Annotated in this window: 7 protein-coding genes; all 7 read right to left on the minus strand. The window is 69.3% G+C overall.

What is annotated here, in order from left to right; translation table 11 throughout:
• Positions 1–36: 36 nt before the first annotated feature.
• The 7 genes from AB0B96_RS17515 to AB0B96_RS17545 all read right to left on the minus strand — a co-directional run bounded on the left by AB0B96_RS17515 (position 37) and on the right by AB0B96_RS17545 (position 12,535).
• Positions 37–3,360, minus strand: coding sequence for a hypothetical protein (locus AB0B96_RS17515; protein WP_362899765.1), 3,324 nt, complete (start codon positions 3,358–3,360; stop codon positions 37–39).
• Between the two features lie 278 nt (positions 3,361–3,638).
• A complete protein-coding gene (locus AB0B96_RS17520; RefSeq protein WP_362899767.1) occupies positions 3,639–4,442 on the minus strand; it encodes a polysaccharide deacetylase family protein in 804 nt (267 codons plus the stop codon).
• A complete protein-coding gene (locus AB0B96_RS17525) occupies positions 4,439–5,389 on the minus strand; it encodes a glycosyltransferase family 2 protein (protein WP_362899769.1) in 951 nt (316 codons plus the stop codon). Before AB0B96_RS17525 ends, AB0B96_RS17520 begins: the two co-directional genes overlap by 4 nt.
• Before the next feature lie 2 nt (positions 5,390–5,391).
• Positions 5,392–6,222 carry a glycosyltransferase family 2 protein gene (locus AB0B96_RS17530; protein WP_362899771.1) on the minus strand — a complete coding sequence of 277 codons (831 nt, stop codon included), beginning with the start codon at positions 6,220–6,222 and terminating at the stop codon, positions 5,392–5,394.
• 157 nt (positions 6,223–6,379) lie between these two features.
• Complete coding sequence (locus tag AB0B96_RS17535) at positions 6,380–7,507, minus strand: GNAT family N-acetyltransferase (RefSeq protein ID WP_362899773.1); 1,128 nt, start codon at positions 7,505–7,507, stop codon at positions 6,380–6,382.
• Positions 7,508–8,029: 522 nt separating this feature from the next.
• Complete coding sequence (locus tag AB0B96_RS17540; RefSeq protein ID WP_362899775.1) at positions 8,030–10,549, minus strand: sigma factor-like helix-turn-helix DNA-binding protein; 2,520 nt, start codon at positions 10,547–10,549, stop codon at positions 8,030–8,032.
• 201 nt (positions 10,550–10,750) lie between these two features.
• Positions 10,751–12,535, minus strand: a complete 1,785-nt coding sequence (locus AB0B96_RS17545) for a substrate-binding and VWA domain-containing protein (RefSeq protein ID WP_350945263.1) — start codon at positions 12,533–12,535, stop codon at positions 10,751–10,753.
• Positions 12,536–12,684: the final 149 nt, after the last annotated feature.

The raw sequence follows: 12,684 nt of genomic DNA on the forward strand, positions 1-12,684 counted from the left end.
GGTGCGGTTCGACCGCCCACAATGAGACTTTGTTCCTTATTGAAGCTGGTAGCCGATGACGATGAACCGCTCCGCGATCACGGCCAGGGCCAGCACGAACGCGGGCACCGCGACGAACAGGATGCGCCTTCTTCTCCGGGTCGCCTGGTCGCGGCCGCGCAGGCAGGTCACCTCGTAGGCGAACAGCGCGATCCAGGTCACGGCCAGCGCGGCCAGGCCGACCGGCGTCCACGGCGACGTCGGGTCACTGCCGTTCAGCTGCACCCCCGGCTCGGGGATCTCGGCCCCCTCGGGATAGGAACTCAGTGTGTAGACGGCCGCGTCCTCGCCGTTGAAGACCCGTTTGAGCTCCTTGTTGGCGTCGAGCGCGGCGCGGAACCGCTGCGCCCAGTCGTGGGGGAAGCCGTGGTTGAGCTGCAGGTATCCGGCCTGCCCACGGGTGGCCACCAGATAGGTGTTGGGCGGCGAGACCCGGAGCTTGTCGATCACCGAGGAGAGCTGGGCCGGATCCTTGTCCACCAGCACCTGCTGGTAGGAGATCTTGTCGAAGTCGCGCTCGCCCCACGGGATGCTCGGCGTCACCTCCTGGCCCAGCACCGGGACCAGGTAGAGGACGCGGGCGCTCGGCTCGTCGTTGTCGTAGATGTAGTGCATCGCCGCGACCTCGCTGGCGGAGACCCGTTCGAACTGCTCGTTGCCGTAGCGCGCGACCAGGAAGACCATCGCCAGCATCATGGCGCACCCGGCGGCGAGCAGTAGCGAGATCCGCCGCGTCAGCTCGGGGTTGAACCGGATGTTGCGCCTGCGGATCGGCACCGTCTCCTCCGGCGCGTCCTCGGTGCCCGCGGGGAGGTTCGGGAAGAACGCGTACGCGGCCAGGATGCAGGCGCCGGGCAGCGCGAACAGGTAGATGCGCAGGCCGATCTCGCCGCCGTAGTTCTGCAGGCCGAGGGCGAGTACGGGGACGCACAGCAGCAGCAGGGCCGCGCGGTCGCCGACGCCGCGCCGCAGACGGCGGAACAGGCCGGCCGCGGCGAGCGTCAGGATGACGCCGCAGATGCCCAGGCGGGCCATGAGGACGAGCGCGTGCTTGGGATCGCTGCCGTCGATCCGGTCGCCGGTGTTGCTCTGCAGGTTCTCCAGGATCCGGCCCAGACCGCCGAAGAGCTGGTCGATGTGCCCGCTCCAGAAGGTGACCGTCTGGTAGCTGATCCAGGCCAGCACCATCAGGCCCAGGAAGAAGGGCAGCCCCCAGCTGAGCGAGGAGCGTCGGAGCAGGATCAGGCCCGTCAGCGCGCCGAGCATCATGAACGGCGTGATCTGGTGCGAGGCGGTCGCCGTCGAGAACAGGCCGATCAGCACGATCAGCATGATGGCCCGGTCGTAGACGCCGGTGGAATGGGGCAGTTCACCCGGCGTCAGCCCGTCCAGGCGGGCGAGCAACCGCCGGACGGGCCCCTTGGCGGGCATCGGTTTGACGCGGGGCTCCACCTTGCCGAACCAGCGCAGCACGATCGCGACGAAGGCCAGGTAGATCGCGTACGTGAAGCCCTGGGACGAGAAGTAGTCCTGGCCGATCCACTGCACGATGACGAACAGCAGCGCGGCGAACCAGCGGGCCCTGGTCGTGGCGACGACCTGGCGCAGGATCAGCACGAACGGCAGGAGATACAGCAGGTTCGACAGCAGCGGCGTCCACCGCATGATCGTCGTCAGGTCGGTGACCCCGGCGGCCTTGGTGACGAACGCCACCAGCGCGAAGAACCCCGGCCACGCCAGACGGGCGTCGAGGATGGCGGAGGCCTCACCGGTGCGGTTGATGTACTCCACGAAGCCCGCGTGGACGTAGGCCGTGTGGAACCTCGCCTCGTCCTCGATCAGGGCCGCGGCCCCGTGCAGGGCGAAGGTGATCGCCGCGATCTGGAAGAGCAGCAGGAACTTGCGGTCGGTGTTCTGCGCGATCGTGACGAAGAACGCGACGAGCATCAGCAGGATCGCGGCGAACGCGGTGGACGGCATGGCGGAGATCAGGCCCACGCCGTCGATGTCGTTCAGGTCGACGCCCCGCAGCGGGCCCGGCGACACGCGCAGGGCCAGCACGTACATGACCAGGCCCTCGACGGTGAGCAGCGGAGGCAGCCACACCATGGCCGACCGCATCAGGGTCTGCAGGCGCGTGGGCCTGCCAGCGGGGCCGGGAGTGGGGTCGGGAGTGAGGTCGGGAGTGGGTCCGGCGGGCGTCGTGACCGGCGGTTCGACGGTGTCCACCGCGGCCGGGGGCATCGCGCTCGTCGCCGGTGCCGCCTTCCCCGTGAGCCTCCCGGCGCTCTTTCCCGCTCCCGAGCCGGTCTCCGAGCCCCTCTGCGTGTCCTGTGAGGCCCGATGGGCCGCCGGGGTCTCCGTGACATCGGAGAAGGACTCGGAAGCTTCCAGGGGGACCCCAGGGGCTCCGGTGGACCTCTCTCGAGACTCCACGCCCGCAGGCCGGTCGAGTCCCGAAGGTCCGGAGGACACAGGGCGCACCGGGGGCGCAGAGGGCGTAGAGGGCGCGGTGGACGGTGGGGACGCTGTCAGGTCGGGCAGGCGGAACTCCGCCGTGTTGTCGGCCCCGTCCTCGTCCTCGGCCTTCTCAGTGTCCTTACCGTCCTCGGCATCCCCGGTGTCCTTGGCCTGCCAGGCGTTCTCGCGGCGCGCGGGCGGGGCCTCTGTCGTCTCGGAGCGGGTAACGCTCGCGGAGGGCGGGGACGATGGGCTGAGGGGCAGCCGGATGACGGCGGTCACCTCGGGGTCGTCACCGTAGGCGCTCTCCCCGGGAGAGTCTTTCGCGCCTTTCGCGCCTTTCGCGTTTTTCGTGCCGGTATCGGGGGCCGGCGACAGGTCATCGGCGGCGTCGTCGTCAACGTCAACGTCAGGATCGGCGTCCTCGGCGGAATCCGGCGGCGTGCCGTCATCGGCCGTCTCGTCGTCCGCCGTCCCGTCGCGAGGGGCGCCCGCAGGGGTCTTCTCCTCGGACGTCCGCCCGTCGGGAGTCTCCCCGTACGGGCTCCTGCCGTGAGGGCTCCCGGCGCCGGATGCCTCCCCGTACGGGCTTCTGCCGTACGGGGCTCCGGTCCCGGCCGTCTCGTCGTCGGGAGTCTCGCCGTGCGGACCCCCGGCGCCGGAGGTCTGATCGCCCGGAGCCTCGTCGTCGGGGACCTCGCCGCCCGGGATCTCGTCGGGAGCCTCGTCGCCGGGCGCTCCGAAGGGCGCCGTGCCGGCGGGCTCGCCGTCGGCCCCGGCCTGGGGCTCGTCCGAAGGCGCGGGGTGAGTGGGATCGATCTTCCCGACCTCGGCGGTTTCCGCCGCCCCCGTCGTCGTCACGTCATTACCTGCCCGTTGCCTCACGTCTAACATCATGGCGGCTACGCGGACCAGGCTGTGACGGGTCACTACGGATATCCGTCATGTCCGGACGCTTCGCGTAGATCAGTTAAAAGCGGTATCGCGGCTGTACTCCGGCCAAATGGCCCTCTCCTGGCGTCCCCGATTCCCCTGGGGACGGGGAAGCCAGGCAGCGGAGACCGTCGAGCTCGCCGGGGCGGCCACCGGTGCGCGACCCGCTTCGCGGATCGCGCTCTTTCCGTGGCGTACCCGGCCGTTCACACCTGGCCGCGCACCTTGCGCAGACCGTATCTCGTGCGCCTGACGACGGCGTACCCCTTCGTCAGCATCCGTTCCCGCATGTAGATGAGCGGGACCTGGTTCCCCTCGACCGCCCGGGTGAACATTCCCATCGAGGTGCCCTCGGCGACGGTGAGGCGCGGCAGTGCGAGCACGTCGTGCCGGTCGGCGGCGATGGCGTTGTTCACCGCGCAGGCGGCCCAGTATCCGGCCTTCCTCACCTCGCGCCGCACCCGCACGTTGGAGTAGCCGTACGGGTAGGCCATCGTCGAGACCAGCGAGCCGATCTTGTCCTCAAGGAGGGCCTTGTTGCGCCGCAGCTCCTGGCGGAGCTCGTCTTCGGGCAGCTGGTCGAGCTGGGGGTGGCTGTGGCTGTGGCCGCCGATCTCGATGCCGCAGGAGGCGGCCTCGCGGGCCTGGCTCCACGAGAGCATCGTGTCCAGGGGCCTGCCCGCCGCGTCCTTGCCCGCGTCCCTCACCCACCCGCTGGTCAGGAAGACCGTCGCGGGGAAGTCGTAGCGTTCGAGCAGGGGCAGCGCCTCGCTGTGGAAGTCGGCGTACCCGTCGTCGAAGGTCACCACGACCGGACGCTCGGGGATGGAGCGGCCGTTGTTGTTGTGCAGCGAGGCGACCAGGTCGGCCACCGTGAGCGGCGTGAAGCCGTTCTCCTTCAAATAGGCGAGGTGCTCGGCGAAGGCCGAGGGACGCACCGCGAGCGGCTTCGTCTCGGCGTTGGGCCGGTCGGAGACCGAGTGGTACATCAGGATCGGTACGCGGATCATGCCGCACGCACCCGCTTCAGCTTCAGCCGAAGGGAACCGACGATGTAACCCCAGGTCGTCCAGGCCAGACCGACGACGATCGCCCCGGCCCTGCCGAGGCCGGCCAGGTCGCCTCGCAGCGCCTCACCGACTCCGCGCAGCGCGCCCATCGGCAGAGCCTTCAGCGCGTGGGCCCGCTCGCTCGACAATCCGTCGCCCGCTCCCACGCTCTGGGCGACCAGCGCCTTGGACAGCCCTTCGGCGAAACAGCGTGAACGGAAGTAGGCGAACGTCGAACGTACCGGCGGGACCTTGTGACCGATCACCGCCGCGGGCTCGAACAGCATTCCCGACCCCGGCATCCGCTGCGAGAGCCGGATGCAGAACTCGGTCTCCTCACAGCCCAGCGGGCGGGGCTTGCGCCCCTGCACGCTGCGCCCGATGCCGGTGTGGAACCCGCCGACACCGCCGATGACCTCCCTGCGGAAGGCCGCGTTACCACCCATGACGTTGCGGATCCGCGCCCGTTGCGTGGGCATGCCGAGATAGCTGCACCCCACGGTCCAGTCGAACTCGTGGGGATACCAGCCGGGCCGGTGCCCGATGCCCCACAGCGGCCTGGTCAGCCCGCCCACCCCCACGATGGTCGGGTCCTGGAAGCCCTCCTCCAGTGCTTCCAGCCAGCCAGGCTCCGCGACGGCGTCGTCGTCGAGATAGGCCACGATGTCGCCGGAGGCGGTCGCCGCACCGGTGTTCTTGCCACCGGAGAGCCCCTTCTCCTGAGCGTTCTCCACCACGATCGCGCCGGGATACTCCTTTTTGAGCCTCAGGTGGAGATCCGGGTTGTAGTCGACGACCAGGATGATCTCGTGTGGCGCGCGCGTCTGGTTCTGGACCGACTCGACGGCTGCTCGGATGTCCTCCCAGCGGTCCTCGGTGTAAACGCAGATGACGACACTGCTTCTCATGGTTACGCGGCACCCTGATCGGCGGCCGGAGCGGCGGCGGCCGGCTCGTGAACGGCGGGAGCCGGGTTGCTCCGCCACTCGCGGATGATGGTCTTCAGCACCCGGATGCCGTCGCGTACGGCGTGCAGGTTGCTCTCGCCGTGAATGCGGCAGCGCTCGTGGCTGGGCACCTCGTGGACCTTGAGCCCGGCCTTGGCGGCGCGGACGTTCATCAGGGTCTCGATCTCGAAGCCGTCGCAGTCGAGGTTGAGGACGTCCAGATGGCGGGCCCAGAAGGCGTTGTAGCCGTAGCACAGGTCGGTGTAGCTGGTGCCGTACATCCTGTTGACCAGCGCGGTCAGCGACTTGTTGCCGAACTTGCGGATGAACGTCAGGTCGTCGCTGCCGCCGCCTGACGCGTAACGCGAACCCTTGACGAAGTCGGCCCCGGTGACCAGGGCGCCCACGAACTGGATGATCTCGCGGCCGTCGGTGGAGCCGTCGGCGTCGATCATCACGATGATGTCGCCGGTGCAGGCGGCGAAGCCGTCCGTCAGCGCGTTGCCCTTGCCCTTGCCCGTCTGGTGGACCACGCGCACGTTGGGACGCAGTCTCTTGGCCACGGCGACGGTGTCGTCCTTGGAGTTGCCGTCGACCAGGACGATCTCGTCGATCCACTGCGGGATCGTCGCGAAGACGTGCGGGAGGTTCTCGGCCTCGTTCATCGCCGGCACGACGACGCTGACGGTCGGGGAGATCGCCATGTTAGGGGTGATGGGAGTGAACCGCTCGATGGGAGGCACCGCCCTCAGCGGTGGCTTGTTGTTGTAGTGCTTGGTGATCTCGGGACTCATTGTGACGGATGTCCTTCCGGGCGGTCGGTCGTCAGGGGCGACTTGGGCGGACGGACCCGGGGCCATGGCCGATCGGGACGATCGGCGAAAACGGCGAATGCGATGAGGGATGCATACGAGGGTCCTGGCGAGTGGGGTGGTGATGAACGGGAGCGGTCTAACCCACTCCCCACGGTTCCTTGACAGCCGGAGTGCCTGATTGGTTCTGCGCGGGGGAGCGCATACGGCCGAAACCTTTCAGCACACGGTCAGCAAGCCTGTATAAATTCGGGCGATCCGTGACGATCGTTCGTGCCTTGTTGACCGGGGTGCGGCCGATCCAGTGGACGGCGGCGGCCGGGGAGGGACGCGACACGCGACCTTCCGCGACGAAGAGATCGCCGCTTTTCAACCAGCTCTTGTACTCGCGTCCGCCCTTGCCCATGTCGACCTGCAGCAGCCCGGAGTTCGCGGCGTGCTCGGCCATGTGCAGGTGGTGCATGATCCCGGGGGAGTAACGCGCGAACTCGGTGTCGTAGGCCGGGAACCAGCCCACCAGCGTCGTCGCCGTCCGAAGGCCGAAGTGACCGGCGACGGGCCTGTCTCCGGCGTAGACCATGGTCAGGACGCCCGCGAAACTCTCGGACCTCTCCGCGTGCATCTCGTCGAGCAACTGGACGATCCACGGCTGGGCGAAACGGTCGACCCGGCCCGTCCTGCGGTACTGGTCGGACTTCCAGTTGGTGAGCGTACGGAGCGTGCCCAGGTCGGTCGAGGCCCACTCGAAGCGGATCTCACCCTGCTCGCGGCCGAGCTTGCGCTCCTTGTAGCGGACCGTCTTGAGATTCTTCGGCGAGTTGGCCTTCACCCGCTCGATGTAGGTCTCGAAGCCCACGCTGAGGTCCATCACCGGAGCCGGCCGCACGTCCGACTCGTACGGCGCGAACGTCGGCTGGCCGGGGACGAGGTGGTCGAAGTCGAAGACGGAGAGCTTGCAGGCGCGCAGGAGCGTCCGGACGTCCAGCTTGAGGCCGGAGACCGCGATCAGCCCGTGGCAGGTGGTGAGGAAGCCGCCGAGAGGCTTGCCGATCCCGAAGCTGTGGCGCTCGTAGGGGAAGAACCCCACGATCTTGCCGCCGTCCTGGATGATCGCGACACGAACGTAGTCACGCAGTCGCCCCATGGCCAGGGTGAACTCCACGGAGAGGAAGGGGTTGTCCAGCGACGGGTCCGCCACCTGCAACTCCCGCCATCGCGAGATCTCGGGCTCCCCGAGGTCTCCCGGGCGAACGATGACGATGTTCACCTTGACCTGGCCCCCTGTTCGGTCTGCAAACTCCCGCTCCCCCGATACAACACGCGTAGTACGTATATGAAGCCGCCGAGCACCGCGATGGTCGCGACTCCGGCGCGGGGCGACCATGCGTCAAAGGTAAGCATGGCAGCGGCCAAGAGAACGTTTACGACCAGGCTCGCCGCTGCACCCACTGATAGTGCCGCAAGTGGGTCACGATCACGCAACAGTCCTACCACTGCGGCGCCGGGAACGACCAACAGGAACAGGGGCGTAAGGATCAATCGTAACGGAGTGTCCAGGTCGGCCAAGGCGATCACGGCCCCCGCCACGCACGCGAGGGTGAGTGCCCATCTGAGCACCCTGCGGTTGACCGACATCTTCCGAGCTCCTGGTTGGTAATGAGGTGACTGATCGCGCTCTTCATGTGACCAATCACTCAACATGGACGTCAATGCCGACGCTCGGCACCAGTCCATGGTTTACCGGATCCCTGAGGGAAGTCTCGGTGTTAGGTAAAACGAGATGTGGGAATCAGCCCGTCGCCTCCTCCGAACCCGCCCCGGCGGAGGGGGTCGGAGTCGGCTCCGGGGCAGGGTCTTCAGGGGGTGCGGAGGCATCTGGGTCAGGGCTTTCCCACGAAATCGCGCATCCGGCGTTGCCCCCGGCGGACTTGAACGCGACCCGCCCGGCACCGCTCTCCGACGGGTCCTTGGCAGTGACCCAAATCACGCCGCTCGCGCCCGCCTTCAACTGCCCGCGGACGGGGTGCACGGCGAGCCCGCCGGAGGTGGTCGCCGACCACGAAACAGTGGCGCCGCGAGCCGCGAGCCGGATCTGCCCGGCACCCTCCCCGATGTCGCGCGGGCACGAGACGTTCAGCCGTCCGGTCACGGGCGGTGTGGTGGCGGTGCGGGTGGGGCGGGGCCGTCCTGCGGTGGTGGCGCGGCTCGGAGCCGGTCGCGCCGCGGTGGCGGTGGGAGCGGGGGTGGCGGGTGCCTCGCTCCTGCGGCTTCTCGTCGGCGTGGGCGTCGGCGCCGTCCCCGGGTCCTCCGACAGGGGGTCGGGCTCCGGCGCGGGCTCGGGCTCCAGCGTGATCAGCGCGGGTTCCGGTCCCGGCGCGGTCTGGGGGTCCCTCAACTCCCCGCCGGCCAGGTCGCCTCCGCCCACCACGACCACCGCCCCGGTGGCGGCCAGCACGCACACGGCCGCCAGCAGCACCGGACCCCTGCGTCCGCGCCGCCTGCGCCGCTGCGCGGGGAGCGCCTCCGTGCCCCGCTTCCCACCGCCGGGGAGTGCGGCACGCCGGACCTCGCCGTACTCCGCCGATGACGTACGCCGGGCCTCCGGGTCTTCCCGCGACGCCGTACGCCGAGCCTCGGGAGTCCCCGCCGGTGGCGTGTGCCGGGCCTCGGCGCCACCGTTCGGCGGGGTGCGCCAGGACTCGTCGTCCACCGGCCACGACGCGTGCCACGCCTGCTCGTTCGCGGATGGTGCCCCCTCCCACGCCTGGTTCTCCGTGGGCGTCGCCTGCCATGCCTGATTGCCGGTGGATGGTGTCGTCTGCCAGGCCTGGTCGTTCGTGGGCGGTGTCGTACGCCACGCCTCGTCGTCCGCCGGAGGTGCGGGCCATGCCTCGGCGTTCTCGGTCGGTGTCGGCCACGCCTTGGCGCTCACGGGCGGTGCCGGCCAGACCTCGATGTTCACGGGTGGCGGTGTGTGCCGCGCCTCGCCGTCCGCCTGCCGTGAGGCCGGCCGCGCCTCCGTGTCCGTCGTGTTCGTCGTGTTCGTCCAGGGGGCCGCACGCCCTGGCTCGCCGGCCGAGGGCGACGGCAGAACGTATCGGGGTGCAGGTCCGCCCTCCGCGCGGTGCGGGCCGCCGCCCGTGCGGTGCGGTCCGCCCTGGTTCTCCGGCCCTCGCCACGTCGTGCCCGACCCACCCTCGGGGGATCGCGTCCTGGCCGCTGTGTGTCCCCCTGTGTGTCCCGCTCGCTCCTCCTCGTACTCGTACCGTGCCTCTGCCCCGGTTGCCCCGGCCTGCGAAGCCCTCGCGCCCGTGGGGGGCGTTCCGGGGTCCGCGGGAGGCGCCGCGTGCCGGGCGCGGGTGCCCGTGGGCGGTGTGGCCGCGCTCTCGGAGGTTTTCTCGTCGCGTGCCCGCCTGCCGCCCGCGCTCCTCCGCCCGCCCCACCGGCGCCCTGCTGAACGTTGTTCGGCCGCCGTGGGGAAACCGGCCTTGTCGAAGCCGTTCTCGGCGGCGATGGCGGCGCGCTCCTCGCGCGACTCCGGGTTCACGCAGGTCTCGATCACCCGGCGGCGCAGGGAGAGCGGCGGGTAGGTCAGGGGGACGAGGTCCAGCAGCCGCCCGGCCGAGACGTGCCGGTCCCTGCGCTCGAGGCAGACCTCGCAGCGGCCGATGTGGGCCGATAGGCGCCTGCGCAGCATCGTGGTGAGGGGCCCCTCCCACGAGTCCACCATCGCCGACAGGTCGGGACAGTGCGCCCGGCCGACCTTGGCGAGCACCACGGCGCCGGCCGCGTTCTCCAGGTGGTCGCGGGCCCGGCCGAGCCTCGCGGTGACCTGGCGGGAGGTGAGCCCCAGCACCGCGCCGACCTCGCCGCTGCCGAGGTCGTGGCGGAGCGACAGTTCGAGCACCTCGCGTTCCTGAACGCTCAGCTCCGCCATCGCCTCATGGACCAGGACCGCGAGTTCCCGCTCGCCGGGATCGTCGTGGATGTCGGGCGGTGGCACCGCTCCCCGAGGTCCGCCGCGCCCGGCGTCCGCGCACCGGATCCGTACGAGCGCGTACAACCACGCGCGCAGGCGGCCGGGCTCGCGCAGGCGGTCCACGCTGCCCCGGGCCGTTACCAGGGCGTCGTGTACGGCGCCGGCGGCCGTCTCACGGTCGCCCAGCAGCGAGTGGGCGTAGTCGTTGAGCCGTTCCGCATAGGAGTCGTAGAGGCTCGCGGGTGCCACAGGGTCGGCTGTGTCGGCACGCCGCAGCGCTTCAACGAGTCGTTGGTCGTCGGTCCGGCCGACGGTCGGCCATCCGGGCACGGATATTCCTCCCCCGTGAGACGGGCTCGTTCACGGGTTTCACCACTCGCCCGTTCCAGCCCACACGCGTAGGACGTCACCTCCCCGCGACTGGTTGACCAAAGGGGTCAATATCATGCCGATACGGTATGACCTGGGAAAACTGCTACGGCTGGTGCCAATGTGACACCAGCCGTACGGGGTGAAAGTGATGCGGGAGGGTCAGCAGTTGGGAGCGCAGAGCCGGCGCTTCATGCCCTCCAGGAAGAACTTTCTGACCTCCAGGACGTCCTTGGCGATGTAGGCGTCACCGCCGGTCGCCTTGGCGAGGGCGTCCATCTGGCGCTTGCCCTTGGGGGCGTCGGGACCGAAGGCGATGATCAGGACGCTGACCGGCTTCTCGGGGTTGAACTGGTCCCTGAGCCGCTTCAGGATCTGCTGGTTGCTGATCCCGCCGTCCGGATCGTCGTTGCCGGCCCCGTCGGTGAGGATGAGCACCGTGTTGATCTTGTCGCTCTGGTACTCGTCGGTCATCTGCTTGTACGCGGCCGCGAGGGTGTCGTTGAGCCCGGTGTCACCGGTCGCCTTGGCCTGGGTCGTGATCAGCTTCTGGTTGATCACGTCCCTGCGCAGGGCACCGTTCATGTCCTCGGTGAGCGGGCCGACCGGGACCGTCTCGCGGTAGTCGACGCCCTGGCCGTTGAGATGGGTGGAGAACTCCCACAGTCCCAGCTCGCTGTTGGCGGGGAAGAGCTTCATGCCCTCGACGGCGATCCTGCTGATCGCCTGCATCCGGGTCAGGCCCGTACCGGGAACAGGGAGTGCCATGGTGCCCGAGACGTCCAGCAGGGTGAGGAGCCTCGTGCCCAGTTTGATCCGGGACCAGGTCTGGGACATCCTCGCGACGGTCTTGGCGTCGGGCGGTTCGATCGCCTGCGGCGCCTTGGCCTGGAAGCCGTCGGAGCCGGAGATGGCCTTGCCGCCCTTGCCGTCCGGGGTGCGGAACCCCTGGTCCTGCAGTGCCTTCTTCGACGCCTCGCTGCCGAGCTCCTTCTGGAACGCCTCGGCGGCCTTGCGGACTACGGCGTCCTTGGCGGTGATCACCACCGGGTAGTCGAGGTTGATGGTCCCCTCGGCCGGATAGAGCGGCACGGCCGGGACATCGGGCTTCTTGGCCTTGTTGAACGCCCAGACTCCCTGCTCCGAGGAGATGCCGAGCGGGGCCTTGCTGCCCTGGACGCCCAGGCTGGACAGCAGCGCGTCCTGGTCGCGAACCGTCGACGTCGATCCCGACAGGCTCTTGAGCGCGCCGACCAGCTGCTCCTCGCCCGCGCCCGAGGCAGTGGCCACCCCGGCCGCCGCCAGGAGCGCGCCGAGCCCGGCGGAGTTGAGCGCGGGATCCAGCACGAGCACGCGCACCTTGCGGCCGGGACCGTCCACGTTGGCCACGTTGGCGGCGTTGATCATGCCGCCCCAGCTGGCCTCGCCGAAGCTCTTCTTCAGGTTCGGCACCACCGAGCCCGAGGCCACCATGACGATGGGGGACTGGGCGATGGACGCGCCCGCCTCGGGCACCTCCTCCACCCTCGTCCGCAGGTTCGTCACCCACAGCTTCGAGTCGGGGACCCACATGTCCATCGCGACGGCCTTGCCCCCGGTGAAGGAGGAGGCCACGGTCGCCGAGGTGCCCTTGGCCACCGTGACGGCTGCGCATCTGCCGTCGACCTGGTGGGCCGCCTTGTTGAAGCGCTGGGCGATCTGGGACAGGGCGGGCTGGATGTCAGGGGAGGCGGTGATCCGCAACGGGACTGCCTCGCCCGCGCACCCGCCGTCACGGTCGCGGTTGATGACCACGAACGCGGCGACGCCGAGCAGTACCGCGAGGGCGACGGATCCGGCGAGCGGGACCAGCACCTTGCCGCGTCCTCCACGCCTGCGTCTCGTCTGCTGTTCCCTGTACGGGGTGTAGCCGTCCTCGAGTTCATCTGTCCGGTGACGTCCGCCCACGATGTCCTCTTCGGTGTCGATGTCATGGAGCTAGCGGGTCACCCTATCGGGAGGTCGTCCGCAATATTCACGGAACTGTACTTGCAATGATTAGTGGGGCAAAAAACGCATTTCGGTGCGGTTGTTACTGTATGTGTTGATCATTGAAC

Origin of the sequence: Streptosporangium sp. NPDC049046 (genome assembly GCF_040649155.1) — a bacterium.
GTDB lineage: Bacteria > Actinomycetota > Actinomycetes > Streptosporangiales > Streptosporangiaceae > Streptosporangium.